Raw genomic sequence first — 23,586 nt, 5'->3', positions numbered from 1 at the left:
CTGCGACCTCATCCGGCACGAAAAGGAGACCGTGACATGACGCAGCAAGACAAGCCCGCCGCCCCCTCGCAAGCCATCCTGGCCAGCCGGCGCAAGTTCATGAGCATGGCCGGGCTCGGCGGGGCGGCCGCCGCCTCCACGCTCGCCGCGCCCGCCGTGGTGCGCGCGCAATCGCCGATCCGCTGGCGCCTCCAGACCTATTCGGGCGCCCCGCTCGGCGCCCATGTCATCAAGCCGCAGATCGACGCCTTCAACGCCGCGGCCAATGGCGAGATGGAGATCGAGCTCTATTACGCCGACCAGCTCGTGCCGACGGGCGAGCTGTTCCGCGCGCTTCAGAACGGCACGATCGACGCCGTCCAGTCGGACGAGGCGACCATGGCTTCGCCGGTCGACATCGCCGTGTTCGGCGGCTACTTCCCCTTCGCCACGCGCTACAGCCTCGATGTGCCCGCCCTGTTCCACTATTACGGGCTGAACGAGGTGTGGGAGGAGGCCTATGCCGAGGTGCCGGGCATCACCTGGCTGTCCACCGGCGCCTGGGACCCGTTGCACATCTTCACCCGCGAGCCGATCCGCTCGCTCGCCGACATGCGCGGCAAGCGCGTTTTCGGCGTGCCCACGGCGGGCCGTTTCCTCTCGCGCTACGGGCTGATTCCCGTCACCGTGCCGTGGGACGACGTGGAGGTGGGCCTCCAGACCGGCCAGCTCGACGGCGTGGCCTGGTGCGGCTTCACCGAAGCCTACGAGGTGGGCTGGGCGGACGTGTGCAACTACGCCCTCACCAACAGCCTGACCGGCGCCTGGTTCGGCTCCTACTTCGCCAACACGCAGAGCTGGGAGCGCGTGCCGCCCCATCTCCAGCAACTCTTCCGCACCACGATCGACCAGTCCCACTACTACCGCAACGTCTGGTACTGGGGCGGAGAGGCGCGCCTGCGCGTGGAGGGCGAGAAGATGGAGCTGACAGCGCTTCCCGCGGAAGAGTGGAACCAGGTGAGCGCCGACGCGGTGGGCTTCTGGGAGGAGATCGCCGGGTCGAGCCCGCGCGCCCAGCGGGTCGTCCAGGCCTTCCGCGACTATACCCAGATGATGGAGAAGGCGGGCTATCCTTACCGCTGAGCCGCGTGCGATCCTCGCGGCGCGAGCATTGCGCGGTCCCGTGGCTCGCACGGCCCGGCAGGGCCGGCGGGAATTGCGGGGGAGCCGGAGTGAACGTCAGGTTTCTGGAGACCTTCCTCTGGGTGGCCAGGCTGCAGAGCTTCTCGGGCGCGGCCGAGAAGCTGCACACCACGCAGGCGGCCGTCTCCAGCCGGATCGCCACGCTGGAGCGCGACCTGGGGGTGAGGCTCTTCGACCGGGATCTCAGATCCGTGCGCCTGACGCCGGAAGGGCGCCACGCGGTGGAGCAGGCGCAGGCCATCGTGCGCCTGACGGCCGAGTTCCGCGAAACGGTGGGCAGCCGTTCGGCCCTGCGCGGCGTCGTGCGCATCGGCTCCTCCGACACGATCGCCTATTCCTGGCTTCCCGAGCTGATCGCCCGGATGCAGGCCCGCTATCCGAGCGTGAGCCTGGACGTGAACATCGACACGAGCCTGAACCTCGCGCGGCAGATCCAGGACGGGGAGATCGACCTCGGCATCATCATGGGCCCGGTGGTGGCGCCGGGAATCCGCTCGGTCGAGGCATGCACCTTCGCCTCCTGCTGGGTCGCCTCGGCGAGCCTGGGGATCGGGGAGGGGCCGCTGGACCTTGCCGAACTGGATGCCTATCCCTTGCTCACCTTCTCCACGGGCTCGGCGCCGCACCGGGCGCTGCTCGACCATCTGTCGAAGGCCGGGCTGGAAAGCTTCCGCGTCTACAACTCCAATTCGCTGGCGGTGATGACGCGGCTCGTCTCCGCCGGGGTCGGCATCGGCGCGCTCCCGGTGGTGCTCGTCCAGGACCTTGTGCGCGAGGGCCGGGCGCGCATCCTGGACATCCAGCCCCCGGTGCCCTCGCTGACCTTCCATGTGGTCCACCAGGATCGCAGCGACGACATCCTGGCGAAGGTCATCACCGACATGGCCCTGCAGATCGCCGCCGACGCGCGGGCCGCGAACAGGCAGGCCTATGCCTAACGATTGTGCTGCATTGCAAAACGATTAATCCATAAGCTTTCGTTGTGAGGCCGGATAGAAATTTCTCGTTTGCCAGCGCGGGGCCGCGCCGGCTTCATGGCCGCAACGCCATGGAGGCCCCGATCTTGAAAGTCTCGCTGATCCAGATGAACTCGCAGGGCGATCTCGACGCCAATCTCGCCACCGCCGTCTCGATGATCGAGAAGGCCGTGGCGAGCGAGCGTCCTGACCTCGTCGTCCTGCCGGAATATTTCGCCTATCTCGAGGATGGGCCGGCCAACATGCATTCGAGCGGCGAGGCGTTTCCCGGCGGGCGGATCCACGCCACGCTGAGCGATCTGGCCCGCCGCTCGGGCATCACGCTCCATGCCGGCTCCATCGTGGAGCGCGAGGGCAACCGCCATTTCAACACCACGCTGGTCTTCGGGCCGGACGGGGCCGAGATCGCCCGCTACCGCAAGATCCATCTCTTCGACGTCGATACCCCCAACGGCATCAGCTACCGCGAGTCCGACTCGGTCGGCCGGGGCGAGGAGGTCGTGACCTACGAAGTCGGCGGGCGCACCGTGGGCTGCGCCATCTGCTACGACATCCGTTTCCCGGAACTGTTCCGCGCGCTGCGCGACAAGGGCGCGGACGTCATCGTCCTGCCGGCGGCCTTCACGCTGATGACCGGCAAGGACCATTGGGAGGTGCTGGCCCGCGCCCGCGCGGTGGAAACGCAGACCTATTTTCTGGCGGTGGGCCAGACCGGCACCCATGCCGGCGGGCGCAAGGCCTGCTGGGGCCATACCATGGCCATCGACCCCTGGGGCCATGTCGTGGCCCAGTGCTCCGACACGGTCGGCATGGTCAGCGCCACGCTCGATTTCGACTACGCCGCAAAGGTGCGGGCCGATGTGCCCGTCGCCAACCATCACGTGCTTTGATCAGGACCGCGCTCATGTTCACCGTCCAGCCCATGCCCGAGCAGATCGACGAGGATCTCGTCGCCCTTCTGGAGAAGGTCGAGGTGGCCACGATCGGCCATGTCCTGCATTCCGGCTTCGTGGACCCGGCCCTGCGGGCCGTGCTGCCCGGCCGGCGTGTGGCCGGAACGGCCGTCACGCTGCGCATCCCCCACGCCGATTCGGCCCTTCTGCACTACCTGACCCAGCTCGTGCGGCCGGGCGACGTGGTGCTCATCGACCGCTGCGGAGACACCCGCCATGCCTGCTGGGGCGGCGTCATCACCAATGTGATGAAGATGGGGGGCGTCAAGGCCGGCGTCATCGACGGCCCGGCGACGGACTTCGCCGAATTCGAGAAGGTCGACATGCCCATGTGGTGCCGCGGCCCCTCGCCCATCACCACCAAGATCCTGGGGCTGGAGGGCGCGCTCAACGTGCCGGTGAGCGTGGGCGGGCAGGTCGTGCGGCCGGGCGACGCGGTGCTGTGCGACGATAGCGGCGTGGTGGTGCTTTCGCCCTCGCAGGCCCCGGACATTGCGCGAAAGGCCATCAGGATGCAGGAGGACGAACTGGTCCTTCTGGAGCGGCTGCGGACCGGCGAGAAGCTGCCGGACATCTCCGGCGCGAACGCCATGGTCGAGGCCCGGCGGGTCGCCTGATCTGACGCGCGGCGGTGGCCGGCGGTCTTTCTTTCCCGAAGCACAGGCATGGAGAAGTCGGATGAGAACATTGGCAACGATGGCGGCCCTGGCGCTGGCGGCGGGCGCCGCCCTTCCCGCCGCCGCGCAGGAGACCGTGACCCTGGTGGGCTATAGCGGCCTCTTCCAGGAGCGCTACACCCAGGCGGTGATCGAGCCCTTCATGGCCGCCCATCCCGACATCCGGGTGGAGTACTTCCCCATCCAGGGCTCGGCGCAGATTCTCGGCACGCTGCGCGCCCAGAGCGCCTCGCCGCAGTCCGATATCGCCATCATGGACCTTTCGGTCGCCAAGACGGGCACGGACGAGGGGCTCTTCGACCCGGTCGATGAAAGCGTCTCGGCCCATGTCGCGGAGCTGGACCCGCGCGCGCGCGCCGATGGGGTGGCCGGGGCCGGCATCACCTTCGACAATCTGGTGATGCTCTACAACACGGGAGCGGTGACGGAGGCGCCCACCTCCTGGAACGCGCTGAAGGACCCGGCCTATGAGGGGCGCGTCGCCATGCTCGGTGCTCCCGATCTCGTCGGCATCGGCCTGACGGTCATTCTCGACCACGCCGCCGGCGGCACCGACCCGATCGACAATGTGGATCTCGGTATCGAGGCGATGGCCGAGATCGCCCCCAACGTGCAGTCCTGGGAGCCGAGGCCGGAGGTCTACCCCAATGTCGTCAACGGCCAGGTCTGGCTGGGCGTGGGCTGGAACGCGCGCTCGCAGCTCAACGCCGACACCTCCGAGGGGCGGCTGGCCGTCGTCCTGCCCGAGGAGGGAAGCGTCTTGCAGACCAACACCATCAACCTCGTGAAGAACGGGCCGGCGGGCGAGGCCGCGCGCGTCTTCGTGGACTACGCGCTGAGCCCGGAGGCCCAGGCCGCCTTCACGGAGGCGATGTACTATGCGCCCACCAACCTTCAGGCCGAAATCTCCCCCGAGGTCTCGGAGCGCACGGTCGTCGGCTCCCTCGACCGGATGATCGACCTCGACTGGATCGGCCTTGCCGCCGTGCGCGACCAGATCACCCAGCAATGGCGCCGGCAGGTGATCCCGCTCAGCCGCTGACGGCGCCACGCCCTCGGGGCCCTAGGACGATCTCTGGAAAGGCGACGTCATGCATGAAGACCGGCCCGCTTCCGCGCCAGGCCACCTGTCCCTTCGCGCGTTGACCAAGCGCTACGACGGCTTCACGGCCGTCGATAGCCTGGACCTCGACGTGGCGCGGGGAGAGCTGGTGGCCTTTCTCGGCCCTTCGGGCTGCGGCAAGTCCACCTCGCTGCGGATGATCGCGGGGCTGACGCCTGCCACCTCCGGCGTCATCTCCATAGACGGGCGGGACGTCACGGCCGCGCCCGCCTTCCGGCGCGACATCGGCCTCGTCTTCCAGAGCTATGCGCTGTTCCCGCATATGAGCGTCCTGCAGAACGTGCTGTTCGGGCTCGAGATGCGCAAGGTGCCGAAGGCGGAGGCCGAGCGGCGTGCCCGCGAGGCGATCGCCCTCGTGCGGCTGGAAGGGCGCGAGGACCGGCGCCCGGCGCAGCTTTCCGGGGGGCAGCAGCAGCGCGTGGCGCTGGCCCGCGCGCTGGTGATCCGCCCCTCCATCCTCCTCTTCGACGAGCCCCTCTCCAATCTGGACGCCAAGCTGCGCGACGAGATGCGCGTGGAAATCCGCCAGATCCAGAAGCGGCTCGGAATCACCTCGATCTTCGTGACGCACGACCAGGTCGAAGCACTTTCGATGTGCGACAAGGTCGCCGTCCTGAACGGCGGCCGCCTGGAGCAGCTCGGAACGCCGCGCGACCTCTACGAGCGGCCGGCCAGCGCCTTCGTCGCCTCCTTCGTCGGCCGCAGCAACCGCCTGTCGGGCACCGCCTCGGGCGAGAGCGTGGATATCGGCGGCGCCACGCTGCGCACGCCGGGCGCGCATTCGGGCGCGGTGGAGGTGATGGTGCGCCCGCACCGCATCGCCATGGCGGCGAAGGGGGAGGCGCCGGGCGAAACGGGCGGGGAGCCGCGCAACCGCCTGTCCGGCACCATCCGCAACGCATCCTATTCGGGCGACCTGCTCCAGTACGAGGTGGCCGCCGCCGGGCAGGTCATCCAGGTGGAGCGCGTGACGCAGGCCACGCAGGCGCCGCTGGCCGACGGGATGGACGTGGAGCTGTCCTGGCTGGTGTCCGACACGCTCGTCTTCGAGGCGGCCCGATGAGCGCGGGCGCGGCCCGCGCGCCCGGCGGCTCCGGGCAGGCGGTGGCCGCGGCGCTCCTCGTGCCCATCGCGCTGGTCAACGCGCTCGCATTCGTGCTGCCGGTGCTCAACCTCCTGCGCCTGTCCTTCCTGGAGGCGCTTCCGGGCGGGGGGCTCGGCACGAGCTACACGCTCGACAACTGGACGGGCACCCTGTCCGACGTCTTCTACCTGGAACTCATCTGGCAGAGCGTTCTCACCAGCCTCGCCATCACGCTCCTGGCGCTCGTCACCTCCTTTCCGATCGCGCTTTATCTCCACCGCTCGCGGGGGCGGTGGAAGACGGTGCTGCTCGTGCTGGTGATATCGCCGCTGCTGACCTCGGCGGTGGTGCGCACCTATGGCTGGATCGCGATCCTGGCCGATGACGGCCTCGTCAACAATCTGCTCGCATGGCTCGGCCATGGCGGGGGGATGCGCCTGATGTTCAACCAGGTGGGCGTTGTGATCGGCCTGACGGAAATCCTCATGCCCTACATGATCCTCGCGCTGCTGGCCGGGTTCGGCCGGCTCGACCCGCGCGTGGAGGAGGCGGCCGAGACGCTGGGCGCGCCGCCCTTCAAGGTGTTCTGGCGTGTGGTGGTGCCGCTGACCATGCCGGGCGTCGCGCTCGGTTGCCTCCTGTGCTTCGTGCTGGCGGTGTCCTCCTTCATCACCCCCAAGCTCCTGGGCGGCGGCCGGGTGTTCCTGCTGGCCACCGAGATCTACGACCAGGCGATCGTCACGCTGAACTGGCCTGTGGCGGCCACGCTCTCGATGATCGTCCTCGTGATCTTCGGCGCCGCCCTCGTTCTCTACGCGCGCCTCCTGCGCGCGGTGCTATGAAACCCCTGGACGTGAGCGCGCGGCCCGCCCGAAACCGGCGGCGGGCCGGCGCGCCGGAGGCTGCGTGATGGAAGAACGGCCGATCTCACCCTTCCTGAAGGGGACCGCCTTCGTGATGTTCCTGTTCCTGCTGGCGCCGGTCATCCTCGTGGTGCCGATCTCCTTCTCCGCCGACAATTACATGAGCTTCCCGCCATCGGGCTGGAGCCTGAAATGGTACGCGGCCTTCTTCTCCAACAGCCAGATGATCGGCGCGCTGGGCACCTCGACGCTTCTGGCGCTGATCGTCACCGTCCTGTCGCTCGTCATCGCGCTTCCCGCCTCCTACGCGATCGTCCGCTCCAGGGTGTTCGGCGCCGAGGCGCTGCTGGCCTTCTTCACCGCTCCGCTCCTGCTGCCGACCATCGTGCTGGGCCTTGCCATTCTCATCGTCTTTGCCGGGCAGGGGCTCCTGGGCACCTTCCACGGGCTGGTGATCGGCCATCTCGTGGTGGTGCTGCCCTATGCGCTGCGGGTGCTGACGACCTCGCTCTCGGGCCTGCCCCTCGGCGTAGAGGAGGCCGCCGCCACGCTGGGCGCCTCGCCCCTCACCGTGTTCCGCCGCGTCACGCTGCCGCTGATGACGCCGGGAATCGTGGCGACGAGCGCGCTTGCCTTTCTCGTCTCCTTCGACGAAGCTGTGATCTCGCTCTTTTTGACCGGCCCGCGCCTCACCACCCTGCCGGTGGCCATGTACCGGCACGTGGACGCGCAGGCCGACCCGCTGGTGGCGTCCATCTCGGTGCTGCTGATCGTCATGACGCTGGCCGTGGTGCTCGTCGTCGACCGGTCCGTCGGCCTCGGCAGGACCTTCGTGAAGTAGAGGACCGGATGGGCTACAGCCATACGATCGGTTCCACGCGCTGGCTGTTCGACGATCTGGGATCGGTGATGGCCAAGGCCTCGCCCCACCGCTCGGGCGACGCGCTGGCGGGCATCGGGGCGGGCAGCGAGGAGGAGCGGATGGCCGCGCGGATGGTGCTGGCGGACCTGCCGCTGGCCACCTTCCTCTCCGAAGCGCTCGTTCCCTACGAGGCGGACGAGGTGACGCGCCTGATCATCGACACGCACGACGCGCGGGCCTTCGCCCCGCTCGCCTCGATGACGGTGGGCGACTTCCGGGAATGGCTGCTCGCCTCCACCACGACGAGCGACATGCTGGCGCGGGCCGCGCCCGGCATCACGCCCGAGATGGCCGCCGCCGTCTCCAAGATCATGCGCAACCAGGACCTGATCCTGGCGGCCCGCAAGTGCCGCGTCGTCACGCGCTTCCGCAACACGATCGGCCTGCCGGGCACCATGGCCGTGCGGCTTCAGCCCAACCATCCGACCGACGACATGGCGGGCATCATGGCCTCCACGCTGGATGGCCTGCTCTATGGCTGCGGCGATGCGGTGATCGGCATCAATCCGGCCTCCGACAGCGTGCCCGTCATCTCCGACCTCCTGCATCTCCTGGACGAGTTGATCGCCCGCTTCGACATTCCCACCCAGTCCTGCGTGCTGACGCATGTGACGACCTCGATCGAGCTGATCGGCAAGGGCGCTCCGGTCGACCTCGTCTTCCAGTCCGTGGCGGGCACACAGGCGGCCAACGCCTCCTTCGGCATCGACCTCGCGGTGCTGCGCGAGGGCATGGAGGCCGGTCGCTCCCAGAAACGTGGGTCGCTGGGTGATAATGTGATGTATTTCGAGACCGGCCAGGGGTCGGCGCTCTCGGCGAACGCCCATCACGGGATCGACCAGCAGACGCTGGAGGCGCGCGCCTATGCGGTATGCCGGCCCTTCGAGCCGCTGCTCGTCAACACCGTGGTCGGCTTCATCGGCCCGGAATATCTCTATGACGGCAAACAGATCGTGCGCGCCGGGCTGGAGGACCATTTCTGCGGCAAGCTGATGGGCCTGCCGCTCGGCTGCGACGTCTGCTACACCAACCATGCCGAGGCCGACCAGGACGACATGGACACGCTGCTCACGCTGCTGGCGGTGGCGGGCGTCGCCTTCGTGATCGGCGTGCCCGGCGCCGACGACGTGATGCTGAACTACCAGTCCACATCCTTCCACGACCAGCTCTATATCCGCGAGATCACGGGGCTGAAGCGCGCGCCGGAGTTCGAGGCGTGGCTGGAGCGCATGCGGATCACGGCGCCCGATGGCGCCCTCCTGCCGCAGAGCCCGGCCCAGCCGCTGCTCTCCGCGCTGCCGGGCAAGGCGGCGTGAGCGGGGAGCGGAACGGGCGCCCGCCCGCGCCGGCGCCGGCGGGCGAGGGCGTTCCGCCCGACCCCTGGCGGGAGCTGGCCGCTCTCACCTCGGCCCGCATCGCCCTCGGGCGCAGCGGCGCGTCCCTTCCCACGCGCGAGGTCCTAGGCTTCGGGCTGGCCCATGCCAGGGCGCGGGACGCGGTGCATCAGCCGATGGACGAGGCGGCGGTGGCGGCGGCCGTGCGCGCGGCCGGCTTCGAGCCGCTGGCCCTGGCGAGCCGGGCCGCCTCGCGCTCGGACTATCTGCGCCGGCCCGATCTCGGCCGTCGGCTGGACGAGCGGGATCGGGAACGCGCGGCGGCCCATCGGGACGCGCAGGCCGATCTGGCCGTGGTGATCGGCGACGGCCTTTCGGCGCGGGCGGTGAACGAGAACGCCGGCCCCTTCCTGGCCCGCCTGCGCCCGCGCCTCGAAGCGGCCGGCCTGCGCGCGGCCGGGCATGTGCCGGTCGTGGCGAATGCGCGCGTGGCAGTGGGCGACGAGATCGCCGAGCTGATGGAGGCGCGCGCCGTGCTGATGCTGATCGGGGAACGTCCCGGCCTGTCCTCGCCCGACAGCCTTGGCCTCTACCTCACGGCCGCGCCCCGCCTCGGCCGTTCCGACGCCGAGAGGAACTGCATCTCCAATGTGCGCCCGGCCGGCCTGTCCTTCGACAGGGCCGCCCACAAGGCAGTCTGGCTCCTGATGGAGGCGCGCCGGCGCGGGGCCACCGGCGTGGCGCTGAAGGACGAGAGCGACCGCGAATGGCTCTCCTCCGCACCCGGCCCCGGAGCGCTGGCGGACGACCGGTAGCCCGTTCCCAAGCGGCCCCTGACCTCAACCGATATCCGGCATCGCGCCGATCAGCATCCGCGCATAGTCGCTGCGCGGCGCCTCGAAGACCTGCGCGCTCTCGCCTTCCTCGACGATCTCGCCACGATAGATCAGCGCCACCCGGTCGCACAGATAGCGCACCACGGCCAGATCGTGGCTGATGAAGAAGTAGGTCAGGCCCAGTCGCTCCTGAAGATCGATCAGGACGTTCAGCACCTGGGCCTGCACCGACACGTCGAGCGCCGAGGTCGGCTCGTCGAGGATCAGGAGCTGGGGGCCGGAGGCGAGCGCGCGCGCGATGCAGATGCGCTGGCGCTGCCCGCCGGAGAATTCGTGCGGGTGGCGGTAGAGGTGCTGCGGACCGAGGCCGACCAGCGACAGGAGCTCGGCGGCCCTGTCGGTGCGCGCGCGCGCATCGAGGCCGAGCGTGTCGCGGTGGATCACCATGGGCTCGGTGACGATGTCGTGGACCGACAGGCGCGGGTTCAGCGAGGCGTAGGGGTCCTGGAAGACGATCTGGATACGGGCGCGCAGGCGGCGCATCTCGCTGGCCGGGAGCCTTGCCAGATCGCGCCCCTCGAAGCGGATCGCGCCCGAGCTCGGCGTCTCCAGATGCAGGATGGCGCGGGTCAGCGTGGTCTTGCCGGAGCCGCTCTCGCCCACCAGCCCGAAGCTCTCGCCCCTGCGGACGGAGAGGCTGACGCCCTTCAGCGCCTCGACATCCGGCGAGCGGCCGAACAGCCCGCCGCGTCCGCGATAGGTCTTCGAAACACGGTCGATCTCCAGGAGAGCGTCAGGCATGGAGAAGCTCCGGCTCGTGCGCGCGGATGCACGCCGCATGATGGTGGGCCCCCACCTCCAGCGCCGCCGGCAGCGCCGCGCGGCAGGCGGGCAGGGCGAGGGTGCAGCGCGGCGCGAAGCGGCAGCCCGGCGGCGGGTCCACGAGGTCCGGCACCTGCCCGGCCAGCCCCTTGAGTTCGCCCCGCCTCGTGTCGCGCCTCGGGATCGCGGCGAGCAGGGCGCGTGTGTAGGGATGGGCGGGCGAGCCGATCACCGCGCGAACGGGCCCGCTCTCCACGATATTGCCGGCATACATGACCGCCACATGCGTGCAGGTCTGGGCAACGACGCCCAGATTGTGCGTGGTCAGGATCACGCCCATGTGGCGTTCGGCGACCGCCTGCTTGATGAGCTGGAGGATTTGCGCCTGCACGGAGACGTCCAGCGCCGTGGTGGGCTCGTCGGCGATCAGGAGGTCGGGTCGGCCGATCAGCGCCATGGCGATGAGGACGCGCTGGCGCATGCCGCCGGAGAACTGATGGGGATAGGCGGTCAGGCGCGAGGCGGGATCGGGAATGCCGACGCTTTCCAGCATCCTTTCCGCCAGGCGCCACGCCGCCTTGCGGCGGCTGCGGGCGTTGGCGCCAGCCGGCAGATCGAGGATCGCGGGGTCGTGCCGGGCGGCGGAGAGCGCCACGTCGGCCAGTTGCTCGCCGACGCGAAAGGCGGGGTTGAGGTTGGTGGTGGGGTCCTGGAAGATCATGCCGATGCGCTTGCCGCGCAGGGCCTCCATCTCCGCGCGCCCTGCCTTCAGGACATCGCGGCCCGCAAAGAGGATCTCGCCGCCGCGATAGAGCGCGGGCGGGGAGGGCAGGAGCTGTGAGACCGAAAGGCCGGTCAGCGACTTGCCGCAGCCCGATTCCCCGACGAGGCCCCAGATTTCGCCCCGTCGCACCGTCAGGTCCACTCCGTTCAGGACCTTGGCCTCCCCGTCGAAGCTCTGCATCGAGAGGCGCAGGCCCCGGATGGTCAGGAGCGTCTCGGCCATCTCAGCGCCGTCCCCTCGGGTCGAAGGCGTCGCGAAGCCCGTCGCCCAGAAGGTTGAAGCCGAAGACGGCCAGGAAGATCGCCATGCCCGGCGCCACCGCCGTCCACCAGACATCCGGCATGTAGGAGCGCGAGAGCGAAAGGAGCGTGCCCCATTCGGGCGTGGGCGGCCGCACGCCGATGCCGATGAAGCCGAGCCCGGCGACCGTGAGGATGGCAAAGCCCATGTCCAGCGACATCTTGACGATCACCGGCGAGGCGACGTTCGGCAGGACGTGGCGAAAGAGGATGCGCGAGGGGCCGGCGCCCAGTGCGCGGGCGGCGGTCACGTAGGTTTCCTCGCGCACGGCCAGAACCTCGCCGCGAACGAGGCGCGCATAGCCCGGCCACCAGGACAGCGATATCGCGATCACCATGTTGGCAAAGCCCGGGCCGAGCGCGGCCGCGATCGCCATGGCGAGGATCAGCGAGGGGATGGTGAGGGTGAGATCGGTCAGGCGCATCAGCGCCTCGTCGATCCACCGCCCGGCAAATCCCGCGACGGCGCCCACCAGCGTTCCGATGATCGTTCCGATCACCACCACGGCAAAGCCCGCCAGAACCGAGGCCCGGGTGCCGGCCATCACCAGCGAGAGCACGTCCTGCCCCAGCTCGTTGGTGCCGAAGGGGTGGGCGGGCGAGGGCGCCAGAAAGCGCGAGGCGGTATCGACGCCGCCCGCCACATGGGCGGGATAGGGAGCGAGCGCGGCGCCGAAGAGGGCGAGGAAGAGAACGAGCGCGGAAATCGCCGCGCCGACGAGCGAGAGCCGGCTCTGCCGGAAGCGGAAGAAGGCCCGCCGCAGCCGGTCGCGCCTCGGCATCGCGGCGGGCGGGGCAAGGGGCGCGGCCGCGTCCGTCATGAGTATCGCACCTTCGGGTTCACGACGCCGTAGAGGAGGTCGATGAGAAGATTGGCCGTCACGAAGAGAACGCCGATCACCAGCGCCACCGCGATCACCGGCATCATGTCCTGGGCGAGGATCGCGCGCGTCGCATAGAGGCCGAGGCCCGGCCAGTCGAAGACCGTCTCCACCAGCACGGTGCCTCCCAGGAGCCAGCCGAAATAGAGGCCGATCACCGTCAGCGTGGCGGAGACCGCGTTGCGGGCGACGTATTTGCCGATGATCTTGGCGCGCGGCAGGCCGAGCGCGCGCGCGGTGGTGACATAGTCCTGCTGCATCACCTCGATGGTGGAGGCGCGCATCATGCGCATGATGGTGGCCAGCGGCGAAAGCGACATGGCGATGGCCGGCATGGCCAGATGCCGCAGCGCCGTGCGGAAGGTGTCGAAATCGCCGGCCATCAGCGCGTCGAGCGTGAAGAAGCCGGTGACGGTGGGCGGCGGAATGGTGATGATGGGCAGGCGCGCGCCGAGCGGCAGCCACATCAGCCACATGGCGAAGAAGAGCTGGAGCAGGAGGCCGAGGAAGAAGCGCGGCATGGAGATGGCGCCGATGGCCGCGACCTGCGCCAGGTAGTCCGGCCAGCGATTGCGCCACACGGCCGTCAGGAGGCCGAGGGGCACGCCGACGAGGATGGCCAGAAGCATGGCGGCGAAGACGAGTTCGAGGGTCGCGGGAAGATAGGCCGCGATATCGGCGGCGACGGGGCGGCGCGTGGAGAGCGAGGTGCCCAGATCGCCGTGAAGCAAGCCGGAGAGATAGGTGAAATATTGCGTCCAGAGCGGCTGGTCGAGGCCGAACTGGCGCGCCAGCGCCTCGATCTCGCCGCGCGTGGCGTTGGGCCCGGCGGCGAGCGCCACGGGGTCGCCCGGCAGGACGCGCGCGATCACGAACATGACGACCGTCAGCCCGATCAGCACCGGGACGATCAGGATGAGCCGTTTGAGGACGAACAACAGCATCGGCCGGTCCTTTTGCCGGGACGGGGAGCGGGTGTGCCGCTCCCCTGCCGGGCCTTAGAGCGAAAGGCCGAATGCCTCGATCGCGTTGGAGGCGACCGGGGTGAAGCGGTAGTTCTGGACGGTGTCGCGCATGCCCAGCTTGCGCCGCTCGAGGACGCCGAAAATGTCCGGCGCGTCCTCCACCACCTTGCGCTGGAACTCGGCGTAGATCTCCTCGCGGCGGGCCGGGTCGATCTGCGTGCGTCCTTCCTCGATCAACGCATCCACCTCCGGGTTGGCGTAGACCGCGTTTTGCCACCCGCCGTTGCGCGAGGAGTGGTAGGCGGCAAAGGCGATGTTGTCCGGGTCGCCGTAATTGGCCGTCTGGTAGACGGGGAAGAGGTCCGGGAACGTCTCCGGCGACTGGCAGGCCGCGACCATGTCGGGCCAGTTCATCGGCACGATCTCCAGGTCGATATCGAGCTGGCGCAGGCTGTCGAGCATGATCAGCGCCCAGCGGCGCTGTTGCTCGAGCCCGGAGACATGCACCATGCGCAGCGTGATGCCGCCTTGCGGATAGGCCGATTGCGCCAGGTGTTCGCGCGCCTTCTCAAGATCGGTCCGGTAGACCTCCAGACCGGGGTCGTGGCCGAAGATCGTGCTCGGCAGCGGGCCGACCATGAGGTCGGCATAGCCCGCCGCGTCGAGGATCGCATCGTAGTTGGTGGCGTAGGAGACCGCCTTGCGCAGATGGATGTCGGCAAGCGGCCCGTGCTGCGTGTTGAACTTGATCGAGAAGGTCCGGTACTCGGGCTCGATCACCCGGACCACGCCGGCCGCGCCCTCCAGAGCGTCCATGTCCTCGCTGGTGAGGTCGATGGCGATATGGACTTCGCCGCGCTGGAGCATCAGGCGCTGCGTCGCCGTTTCGCGCACGATCTGCCAGACGACGCCCTGAAGGTTGCCGCCGCCCTGCTGCCAGGCATCGGAGACGCGTTCCAGATGATAGAGCGTGCCGGCCTGCGAGCGGGCGAGCGAGAAGGGGCCGGACCCGGCGATGTTCGCCATGAGCCAGGCCTGGCCGTCGTCCTCGCCGAGATTGGCCTCGATCGCCGCCTTCTCGGCGACGAAGATCCACGGCAGCACCTGGAGGAAGGCGGCGAAGGGGGCGGCGAGCGTGAAGCGGACGGTGGATTCGTCCTGTGCGACGATCCCGTCCTCCTCCACGATGCCCCGGATCATCCATGCGTTGCCCTGCGCCAGGCGCAGGGCGCGCTGGAAAGAGTAGACGACGTCCTCTGCCGTCACCGGGCTGCCGCCGTGGAAGCGCGCCTCTGGGTTCAGCGAGAAGACGTATTCGCGCCCGTCCTCGCTCACCTCCCAGCTTTGGGCGAGGGCAGGGGTCGGCTCGGGCGGATTGCCCTCCACGCGCACCAGCGGATCGTAGACGTTGCGCAGGAAGAAGGAGGCCGAATAGCCGGTGGCGGTGTGGGGGTCGAAATTCGGGATGTCCTGCCCGGCCGCGATCACGAGGATCGCGCTCCCCGACTGGGCGAAAAGGGGGGCGGGAAAGACGGCGGCGGCAAGACCGGCGCCGGCGGCCGCCAGAAGGCTGCGCCGCGTGAGCGGAAGGAGGGCAGGGGAGGTCATCGTCGTGGCTCCGTATGAGTGGCTGTGAGGCTTTCGATGCGGCCCGGGCGGCGCTTCTCAGGCGTCGACCGGGTTCCTCCTCCCCGTCGCGCCGGCCCTTGCGGGGTCGGCGCGGTAATGGCGCGCGGCATGTTCGGGCGTGACGAAGCCGAGCGCGAGGTCACGCGCGACGGCGGCCGGGTCGCGCTCGGCGGGATTGCCGTAGCCCGAGCCGCCGGCGAGCACGAACTCCACGATCTCTCCGGGCTCGCGGATCTCGACGAGGGCGCCCGTCCCGCAGTCGCGCAGCACCTTGCCCTGCCCATCGACGATGCGGCCGAGCGCGCCGCCTCCCGATCCACCGCCGAAAAGGCCGGGAATGGGGTTGTCGACGCCCTCCGGGTAGATGGAGACGAGCGTGACGTGGCCGTCGTCGTCGCGTTTGCGGAAGCGCACGATCTGGCCGAGCCCCCCGCGCGCCTTGCCCGGCCCGCCGCTGTCCGGGAGGAAGGCTTTCTCGATCACGAGGATCGGCACGCGGCTTTCCATCAGCTCGATCGAGGTGTTGGCCGCTGATGTCGGCCAGAGGAGCGCCGAATGCCCGTCGCCACGCGCCGATCCGCCCTGCCCGCCGCCGCAGAACAGCATGTCGGAGTAGAAATTCCCGTTCTCGTCCCGGCCATAGACATTGGCCGCCACGGCGAGGCCCGAGAAGGACTGGACGCCTGCGGGCGCCGCCCTGGCGAGCGCCATGAAGATGTTGGGCGCGATGTACCAGCCGGTGCGCGTGCGAAGGTTCACCGCCGCCGGATAGGCCGGGTTGAGGATGGAGCCCTCCGGCGCTTCCACCGCGAAGGGGCGGTAGCAGCCGGCATTGCCGCGCACCGAGGGGGTGAGCATGCATTTGAGCGGGTAGGTGGTGTGGGCGGCCGTGTAGTTCAGCGTGGAGTTCAGGCCCCCCTGCGGAAGCTGCGGCGGCACGCCCTCGAAATCCACCGAGATGGTCTGGCCACGCACCTTGACCAGCACCGGGTACTCGATCCGCTCGCCGAGCGGGTTGTTGGCGATGGTGGAGCGGTAGTCTCCGTCGGGGATCGCGGCGATCGCCTCGCGCATGGCCTTTTCCGACAGGCCCTGCACCACTTCGGCGAGCGCCCCCAGATCGTCCATGCCGTAGTCGGCCATGAACGCCTCGAGCCGCTCCGCTCCCAGCCGGTTGGCGGCCACGAAGGAGAAGATGTCGCCGAGCACCTGCTCGCCGTTGCGCACGTTTCGGCGAATGAGCGCCAGAAGCGTTTCGTTCGCCGTTCCGGCGTCGAACAGCTTCATCGGCGGAATCTGGAGGCCCTCCTCGTAGATCTCGCGGGCGTGAAGCGAATCCTTGGTGCCGCCGATGTCGGAGACATGGCCCACAGTGCCCATCAGCCCGACGAGCCGCCCGTCGCGGAAGGCGGGAGTGACGATGGCGATGTCGAAGAGATGGCCCGCGCACAGCCATGGATCGTTGGTGATGAGCACGTCGCCGGGTTTCAGCGTCTCGGCGGGGTAGTGCTCCAGAAGGGCCTTCACCGCGCGCGGCAGCGTCAGGTTGAAGACGGGCATGGCGCGCGGGGAGTGGGCAAGCGTCTCGCCGTCCTTGTCCAGCAACTCGCAGGCGAAGTCCTGCGCCTCGGCGATCACCAGGGAGAAGGCGGTGCGGCACACGGTGAGCCACATCTCCTCCACGACATTGACGAGGCGCGACCACATGATCTCGAGGCCGATGGGGTCGGCCTCGATGCGCGCCACGGCCTCGGCCCGGCTCAGCCCCGCGCCGAGGCGGGCGGCATCCGTCTTCAGGGCGCCGACGCTGACGCAGATGTTCAGGCCCGCGTCGATCGTCACGCGGTCCGAGGGGCCGATCACGGTCGTCGCCTCGCGCTCCTCGATGATCGCCGGGCCCTCGATCTCGTCGCCCGCGACGAGCGCGTAGCGGTCGTAGACCGCGGTCTCGAAACGCCCTTCGTCGAACCAGCACAGGCGCCGGCCCTTGATCCTGGCCGCCGGCTCGCCGCCGCCCGTCGCCCCGGTGAGGGCGGGCTCGGGCGTCGGCCCCGCGACGCGGACGCGGAAATTGACCGCCTCGAAGCGCGACCCTTCGAACGGCGCGGCATAGCGGGCCGAATAGGCCCGTATGAAAGCCTCGCGGATCGCCGGCAGGTCGTCCTCGCCGAGCGTTCCGGAGGGGAGCGGCACCGAGATGTCCTGCATCTGCCCGACGAGGCGCATGTCGGCCGTGCGCTCCACCACCGCGTCCTCCCGCGCGACGCCGGCGGCGGAGAGCCGGCGCAGTCCCTCCTCTTCCAGCTCTGCGAGAAGGGCGTTGACGCCTTCCCCCGCAAAGCCCGGGGCCAGTTCCACGCGCCGCGAGCGCACGCCCTCGAAGGAGAGGGGGGCGGCGAGGAAGCCGAGCGCGGAGGCCGCGCCGGATGCCGGCGGGACCAGCACGGAGGCGATGCCCATCGCCCGGGCGACGTCCACCGCATGGGCGGGGCCGGCGCCGCCGAAGCCGATCATGGAATAGGCGCGCGGGTCCTTGCCCCGCTCCACCAGATGGACGCGCGCGGCGGCGGCCATGCTCTCCACCACCACCTTGTGGATTCCGAGCGCGGCTTCCTCGATGCCGAGCCCGAGAGGCCCCGCGACGCGCGCGACGGCCTCGCGCGCCGCCGCAAGGTCGAGCGTCATCGCGCCGCCCAGGAAGAAGCCCGGGTCGTAATAGCCGAGCACGAGATTGGCGTCGGTCACGGTGGGCTCCGCACCGCCCAGGCCGTAGCAGGCCGGACCGGGATCGGAGCCCGCCGAGCGGGGGCCGACCTTCAGGAGCCCCACCTCGTCGATGGCCGCGATGGAGCCGCCGCCCGCACCGATCTCGATCATCTCGATCACCGGCGCCTTGATCGGCAGGCCCGAGCCCTTGGTGAAACGATGGACGCGCGCCGCCTCCAGAAGCGGCGCGATCTCGGCGCGGCCGTTCTCGATCATGCAGGCCTTGGCGGTGGTGCCGCCCATGTCGAAGGAGATCACGTCCGAGAGGCCGGCGGCCTTGCCGAAGAGCGCCGTGGCGAGCCCGCCGCCCGCCGGCCCGCTTTCCAGAAGCCGGATGGGAAAGTCGCGCGCGGTTTCCACCGAGACGAGGCCGCCGGCGGAGTGCATGAGCCGCAGCGGGCCCGAAAAGCCCTGCGAGCGCAGCGCGCTCTCCAGCCGGGTGAGGTAGCGGTGCATCAGGGGCTGCACATAGGCATTGGCGCAGGTCGTCACGCAGCGCTGATACTCGCCCATCTCGGCCACGACTTCCGAGGAGATGGACACCGCCAGATCGGGGAAACGCCCACGCACGATCTGCGCCGCGCGCCGTTCGTGCGCCGGGTTGGCGTAGGCGTGAAGGAAGGCGACGGCGATGGCCTCGCAGCCTTGCGCCACCAGCGCCTCGGCGGCGCGACGGACGCCGGCCTCGTCGAGCGGCGTCACCACCGCGCCGCGCGAATCCAGCCGCTCCTCCACTTCGAGGCGCAGGTCGCGGCCGACCAGAGGCTCGGGAAAGGCGACGAAGAGGTCGTAGATGTCGTAGCGCTGCTCGGTTCCCATCTCCAGGATGTCGCGGAAACCGCGCGTCGTGATCAGCCCGAGGGGCGCGCCCTTGCGCTCGATCACGGCGTTGGTGACGAGCGTGGTGCCGTGGACGATCTCGCCGACATCGCCGTGGGAAAGACCCTTGGCCGCGAGGATTTCCCGCAGTCCGAGCAGGGCGGCTTCGGAAGGGTCGTGCGGCGTCGTCAGGCGCTTGTGCAGCGTGACGGACGAGGTCTTGCCGTCATAGAGCACGAAATCCGTGAAGGTCCCGCCGATGTCGAAGCCGACGCGCCAGCGGTGAGAGGGAACGCTCATGCCAAAAGTCCTTCCTGCGCGATGACGGGGGGAATGAAGCCGGTGTCGCCGACCTCCCGCGCAATGGCCGCCGCCCCTTCGGCGAGCGCCGCCACGATGGCATCGCGCCCCGCCGCATCGACCAGCATGTGCGGATAGACGATGCACAGGCTGACCACTTCCTCGGTCGAGGGATCACCCACGGCCACGGCCACCGCATCCACGCCGCGGGTCGATTCCTGGCTGGAGATGTCGAAACCCTCGGCCCGGATGCGCCGCAGGCGCTGCAACAGCGCCTCGACTGCCGGATCGTCCGGATAGAGCGAGCGGACCTCCCGGTCGCTCAGCCGGGCCAGCATGGTGCGCCCGGTCGCGCTGCAATGGGCGTGGAGGCGGCGGCCGAGGCTGCTCACGACCCGCAGCGAGTTGGTGCCCTCGAAATCCACCGCTGCCGTCACGTCGCGCCCATCGCGGATCGACACGTAGCCGGTGTGGCCGAAGCGACCGCTGACCGCAGCGACAACATCCGCCGCCCGGTTGATGAGGCGCGAGGAGGAGCGGAAGGCCGCCGCCAGGTCGAGCAGGAAACGGCCGGGCCGGTGCTGCCGGCCGCGGCCCACCGTCTCCAGAAGGCCCGCCTCGCGCATGGCCTTCATCAGCCGGGACACGTTGGCCTTGGGCAGGTCGAGCCGCCGCACGACATCCGTGACGGTGAGGTTGGGCGTCTGTGTATCGAAGCAACGCAGCACGGCGGCGGCATTGATGAGCACTGACATGGGAGATTGTTCCAAAATATGGAACCAAGGTTCCGTTAATTGAGATTAGGATGCGTTTTTGCGGCCGGTCAATCTATATTTTCAGCACTCGAAATTTTGATCAAAAATTGTGCAATAGATGAGAGGGTAGGCGGTTTCGTGCCGAAAACGGAAGCCGCGCCCCATGCAACGAAAGGAGTGCCTCCCCCATGGCCGTGATCGAACGCATCGCCGCCTCGGCGGATGAGCTGACCGCCATCCGCCGGGATTTCCACGCCCATCCCGAGATCGGCTTCCAGGAGGTCCGCACGGCGTCCCGCGTGGCCGAACTCCTCGAAGGCTGGGGAGTGGCGGTGACGCGCAATGTCGGTGGGACGGGCGTCGTGGGTGTTCTGGAGGGCGCGGGGCCCGGCCGCACGGTCGGTCTTCGGGCCGACATGGACGCATTGCCGATGGACGAGGCGACCAATCTTCCCTACGCCTCGCGGAACCCCGGCGTCTTCCACGGCTGCGGCCATGACGGGCACATGGCGATGCTGCTGGGCGCGGCGCGTTATCTGGCGCAGACCCGCGACTTTTCAGGGCGAGCGGTCTTCATCTTCCAGCCGGCCGAAGAGGGGCTGGGCGGCGCGCGCGCCATGCTGGCGGACGGGCTCTTCGAGCGCTTCCCCTGCGACGAACTCTACGGGCTGCACAACTCGCCCTATAGCGAGCATTCGCGCGTGTCGGTGCGGCCCGGGCCGGCGCAGGCCGGCGCGGCCTTCTTCGATATCACGGTGCGGGGCAGGGGGTGCCACGGGGCGATGCCCCACATGGGGCAGGACCCGATCGTCATCGCCGCAGGCCTGGTGAAGGAGTTGCAAGGCGTCGTCTCGCGCAACACCGACCCCACCCATGCCGTCGTCCTCTCCGTCACGCGCTTCCAATCCGGCGCGGCCTACAACGTCATCCCCGACGAGGCCGTGCTGGCCGGCACGTTCCGCTACTTCGAAACCTCTGATGCGCGGTTCATCGAGGATCGTATCCGCAAGCTGGGCGCAGGCTTCGCGCTGGCCCACGGCGTGGAGATCGACGTGGCCGTCCGCAACGTCTTCGACGTGCTGCACAACGATCCGGCAGCCGTGGAGGCGCTGATCGAAGCCGCGCGCGACATCGTCGGGGACAAGGCGGCGGCCGACGCGGAGCCCACCATGGGGTCCGAGGACATGGCCGATCTCCTGCGCGTGGTGCCGGGCGCCTTCTTCAACCTCGGGCACGATGGCGGTGTGCCGCTGCACAATCCGGGCTTCCTGTTCGACGACACCATCCTGCCGGTGGGCGCCAGCCTGCTTGCCCATCTCGTCGAGAAACGCGGACGGCTCGGCTCCGGCGTCTTGCCCACCCGCTCCGGCGAGCGTTCACCCGCCTGAACGACCGGTCTCCCGACGATCACATGGATGTCATCCGGTGATGCATGATGGCTTGCAGGTGATAATCCTGTTGCAAGCAGATTTGCGGCGTGCATAGCTGGAGGTGGGAGGCACCATGATTTTTGACCGGATCCAGTCGTCGGCGCAAGAGTTGACGCCGTCCGAGCACAAGCTCGTGCGCGAGCTTCTGGCTCGGCCGCGGGACGCGGCGCTGGGCACGGCGGGGGAGTTCGCGCGCCGGATCGGCGTTCATGAGGCCACCGCCTCGCGGCTGGCGCGCAAGCTCGGCTTCGAATCCTATGCCGATTTCCGGGATGCGCTGCGGCAGGAGTTCATCGTCAAGACCGACCCGGCCGTGCGCGTGCGCAACACGCTGGCGACGGCGGCGGGCGGCTCGATCCTGGGCGACCTCGTGGCGCAGGAGGCCGCCGCGCTTTCGGCGCTGGCCGACTTCGTGCCGCAGGCCGGGCTGGAGGCGGCGGCGCAGGCGCTGGTCGGCGCCCGCAAGCTCTTCATCTTCGCGCGCGGCAATGCGGAGGCGCTCTGCGTGCTGGCGGATCGCCGGCTTCGCCGCATGGGCGTCGACACGGTCGTCCTCTCCGGCGACGCGCGCGATCTGGCGGAGCGCCTCGCCGCCATGGAGGAGGGGGACGCGCTTCTGGCCTTCGCCTTCCGCAGGGCGCCCCGGCACTGGTCGATCGTGCTCGATCACGCCGCCCGGATGGGGGCGGCGCGCGTGGTGGTCTCGGACGCCGTCGGCCCCTCGCTCCTGCCAGCGGGGGACCATCTTCTCTTCGCGCCCCGTTCCGGCTCCGACGAGGCGTTCCAGACCCTGACCGTCCCCATGACGATCACCAACGCGCTCGTCCTGCAGGTGGCCAAGCTCGACGAGGTCCGCTCGATGGAGCGCCTCGAGCGGGTGGGCCAGCTTCTGGCCACGTTCGAGGGACGCTGAAAGAGGATCAAGAGGACTTCGCACGCCGCCGTCATGCAGGAGGATTTGCATGTCATCGCAGTGTTGCAAGTTTATGCGCAGAAGAAGCCGGCATCCAAGACCGGCCGCCCTATCCAAGGAGGAACCCATGAGACGCCTGCCCATTCCCATGATCGCCATGGCCGTGCTGATGAGCGCGCCGCCCGTCCTCGCGCAGGAGCCGGATCTCGACGCGCTGTCGGCCGAGGAGCTTCTGCCTCTGGCGCGGGAGGAGGGCCGCGTGACGGTCTATTCCTTCACCAGCCGCATCGCCCGCGTCGAAACGGCGTTCGAGGAAGTCTATCCGGGCGTGGACATGGTCTCCAACGACATGTCCTCCACCGAGCAGATCACCCGGCTGAGGACCGAGGCGGCCGCGGGCATCGCCAATGCCGACGTCGTCTACATCTCCGACACGCCGGTGGTGATCACCGAGCTTCTGGAGAGCGGCATCGTGGCCCCTTACGTGCCCCCGCGCGTCGCGGACCGGCTGGCCGAGGAGTTCAAGAGCCCGCTTCTCGCCCAGCGCCTGTCCACCAAGGTGCTGATGTACAATGAGGAGGCCCATCCGGACGGCGCGCCGGTGGACAATCTCTGGCAGCTCACCACCGATGACTGGTCCGGCCGTGTCGTGATGGTCGACCCGCTCCAGCGCGGCGATTATCTCGATTTGATGACGGAGTTCGTCCTGCGGGGCGAGGAGATGGCCGAGGCCTACGAGGCCCAGTTCGGCGCGGCCATCGAGCTGGACGAGGGCGTGGAGAATGCCGGCGAGCAGTTCATCGTCGATCTCTTCGCCAACGACCTCATCCTCGTCGGCTCCACCGACGCGGTGAACGCGGCGGTCGGCCGCCTGGGGCAGGCGAACCCGCCCATCGGCTTCACCTCCTACTCCGACCGGCGCGACAACGAGGACGAGGGCTGGGCGCTGCAGGTGGCCAACGAGGTGGTGCCCTCCAACGGCATCCTCTTCCCGGCGGTGCTGGCCATCGTCACCGAGGCCGCCAACCCGGCGGCCGCGCGGCTGGCCATCGACTTCCTGATGGGCGACGACACGGATACGGGCGGGCCGGGCTTCGCGCCCTTCTACGTGCCGGGCGACTATGCCACGCGGGACGACATCGCCGACTATCCCGACGCCGTGCCGCTGGACGAGTTCATCGCCTGGCGCATCGACCCGCAGGCGACGGCTGAGATCCGCCGGGACGTCGCCGACCTCGTGCTCGAACTCCAGTAGGCCACGCGCGGGAGCGC

20 protein-coding genes are annotated in these 23,586 nt (G+C 69.3%); 13 read left to right on the top strand and 7 right to left on the bottom strand.

Features of this window, described 5'->3' with window-relative positions:
• The first annotated feature begins 36 nt into the window (after nucleotides 1-36).
• The 10 genes from J7654_RS02425 (at nucleotide 37) to eutC (ending at nucleotide 9,930) form a co-directional block, all read left to right on the top strand.
• Nucleotides 37-1,122, top strand: a complete 1,086-nt coding sequence (locus tag J7654_RS02425) for a TRAP transporter substrate-binding protein (RefSeq protein ID WP_209737888.1) — start codon at nucleotides 37-39, stop codon at nucleotides 1,120-1,122.
• A gap of 89 nt (nucleotides 1,123-1,211) precedes the next feature.
• Nucleotides 1,212-2,120, top strand: a complete 909-nt coding sequence (locus tag J7654_RS02420; RefSeq protein WP_209737886.1) for a LysR family transcriptional regulator — start codon at nucleotides 1,212-1,214, stop codon at nucleotides 2,118-2,120.
• Nucleotides 2,121-2,266: 146 nt separating this feature from the next.
• A complete protein-coding gene (locus tag J7654_RS02415) occupies nucleotides 2,267-3,049 on the top strand; it encodes a carbon-nitrogen hydrolase family protein (RefSeq protein WP_245195735.1) in 783 nt (260 codons plus the stop codon).
• Between the two features lie 14 nt (nucleotides 3,050-3,063).
• Nucleotides 3,064-3,729 carry an RraA family protein gene (locus J7654_RS02410; RefSeq protein WP_209737882.1) on the top strand — a complete coding sequence of 222 codons (666 nt, stop codon included), beginning with the start codon at nucleotides 3,064-3,066 and terminating at the stop codon, nucleotides 3,727-3,729.
• Between the two features lie 61 nt (nucleotides 3,730-3,790).
• Nucleotides 3,791-4,831 carry an ABC transporter substrate-binding protein gene (locus J7654_RS02405; protein ID WP_209737879.1) on the top strand — a complete coding sequence of 347 codons (1,041 nt, stop codon included), beginning with the start codon at nucleotides 3,791-3,793 and terminating at the stop codon, nucleotides 4,829-4,831.
• A gap of 49 nt (nucleotides 4,832-4,880) precedes the next feature.
• On the top strand, nucleotides 4,881-5,975 hold the full coding sequence (locus J7654_RS02400; RefSeq protein WP_209737877.1) for an ABC transporter ATP-binding protein: 1,095 nt from the start codon (nucleotides 4,881-4,883) through the stop codon (nucleotides 5,973-5,975).
• Nucleotides 5,972-6,838, top strand: a complete 867-nt coding sequence (locus tag J7654_RS02395; protein ID WP_209737875.1) for an ABC transporter permease — start codon at nucleotides 5,972-5,974, stop codon at nucleotides 6,836-6,838. The genes J7654_RS02400 and J7654_RS02395 overlap by 4 nt, the downstream gene beginning before the upstream one ends.
• 67 nt (nucleotides 6,839-6,905) lie before the next feature.
• Nucleotides 6,906-7,700: an ABC transporter permease gene (locus J7654_RS02390; RefSeq protein ID WP_209737873.1), complete on the top strand. Its 795-nt coding sequence runs from the start codon at nucleotides 6,906-6,908 to the stop codon at nucleotides 7,698-7,700.
• 8 nt (nucleotides 7,701-7,708) lie between these two features.
• A complete protein-coding gene (locus J7654_RS02385; protein WP_209737871.1) occupies nucleotides 7,709-9,097 on the top strand; it encodes an ethanolamine ammonia-lyase subunit EutB in 1,389 nt (462 codons plus the stop codon).
• Nucleotides 9,094-9,930: an ethanolamine ammonia-lyase subunit EutC gene (gene eutC / locus J7654_RS02380; protein WP_209737869.1), complete on the top strand. Its 837-nt coding sequence runs from the start codon at nucleotides 9,094-9,096 to the stop codon at nucleotides 9,928-9,930. Before J7654_RS02385 ends, eutC begins: the two co-directional genes overlap by 4 nt.
• A gap of 24 nt (nucleotides 9,931-9,954) precedes the next feature.
• On the opposite strand, the gene J7654_RS02375 is transcribed toward eutC, so the two are convergent.
• From J7654_RS02375 to J7654_RS02345, 7 genes are read right to left on the bottom strand one after another with little or no spacing between them, the layout of a single operon-like run.
• Complete coding sequence (locus tag J7654_RS02375) at nucleotides 9,955-10,752, bottom strand: ATP-binding cassette domain-containing protein (RefSeq protein ID WP_209737867.1); 798 nt, start codon at nucleotides 10,750-10,752, stop codon at nucleotides 9,955-9,957.
• Nucleotides 10,745-11,779: an ABC transporter ATP-binding protein gene (locus J7654_RS02370; protein WP_209737864.1), complete on the bottom strand. Its 1,035-nt coding sequence runs from the start codon at nucleotides 11,777-11,779 to the stop codon at nucleotides 10,745-10,747. The genes J7654_RS02375 and J7654_RS02370 overlap by 8 nt, the downstream gene beginning before the upstream one ends.
• 1 nt (nucleotide 11,780) lies before the next feature.
• Complete coding sequence (locus tag J7654_RS02365; protein ID WP_209737862.1) at nucleotides 11,781-12,677, bottom strand: ABC transporter permease; 897 nt, start codon at nucleotides 12,675-12,677, stop codon at nucleotides 11,781-11,783.
• Entirely contained in the window at nucleotides 12,674-13,681 is a 1,008-nt protein-coding gene (locus J7654_RS02360; protein ID WP_209737860.1) for an ABC transporter permease, read from the bottom strand. Before J7654_RS02360 ends, J7654_RS02365 begins: the two co-directional genes overlap by 4 nt.
• 54 nt (nucleotides 13,682-13,735) lie before the next feature.
• Entirely contained in the window at nucleotides 13,736-15,310 is a 1,575-nt protein-coding gene (locus tag J7654_RS02355; RefSeq protein WP_209737857.1) for an ABC transporter substrate-binding protein, read from the bottom strand.
• Nucleotides 15,311-15,367: 57 nt separating this feature from the next.
• Nucleotides 15,368-19,216 (bottom strand): hydantoinase B/oxoprolinase family protein, encoded by a 3,849-nt coding sequence (locus tag J7654_RS02350; RefSeq protein WP_209737855.1) that lies wholly within the window; start codon nucleotides 19,214-19,216, stop codon nucleotides 15,368-15,370.
• Nucleotides 19,213-19,971, bottom strand: coding sequence for an IclR family transcriptional regulator (locus tag J7654_RS02345; protein WP_209737853.1), 759 nt, complete (start codon nucleotides 19,969-19,971; stop codon nucleotides 19,213-19,215). The genes J7654_RS02350 and J7654_RS02345 overlap by 4 nt, the downstream gene beginning before the upstream one ends.
• Before the next feature lie 188 nt (nucleotides 19,972-20,159).
• Here J7654_RS02345 and J7654_RS02340 point away from each other — a divergent pair, with 188 nt between their 5' ends.
• From J7654_RS02340 to J7654_RS02330, 3 genes are all read left to right on the top strand, one after another.
• On the top strand, nucleotides 20,160-21,359 hold the full coding sequence (locus J7654_RS02340; protein ID WP_209737851.1) for an amidohydrolase: 1,200 nt from the start codon (nucleotides 20,160-20,162) through the stop codon (nucleotides 21,357-21,359).
• 115 nt (nucleotides 21,360-21,474) lie between these two features.
• Nucleotides 21,475-22,314, top strand: coding sequence for a MurR/RpiR family transcriptional regulator (locus tag J7654_RS02335; protein WP_209737850.1), 840 nt, complete (start codon nucleotides 21,475-21,477; stop codon nucleotides 22,312-22,314).
• 127 nt (nucleotides 22,315-22,441) lie between these two features.
• The gene (locus tag J7654_RS02330) at nucleotides 22,442-23,569 is read left to right on the top strand and encodes an ABC transporter substrate-binding protein (RefSeq protein ID WP_209737847.1); all 1,128 of its coding nucleotides are present in this window, start codon (nucleotides 22,442-22,444) and stop codon (nucleotides 23,567-23,569) included.
• Nucleotides 23,570-23,586: the final 17 nt, after the last annotated feature.

Origin of the sequence: Aureimonas populi (genome assembly GCF_017815515.1) — a bacterium.
Lineage (GTDB): Bacteria > Pseudomonadota > Alphaproteobacteria > Rhizobiales > Rhizobiaceae > Aureimonas > Aureimonas populi.
The sequence above is the reverse complement of the archived record's forward strand: the minus strand, read 5'-3'. Positions and strand labels throughout refer to the sequence as shown.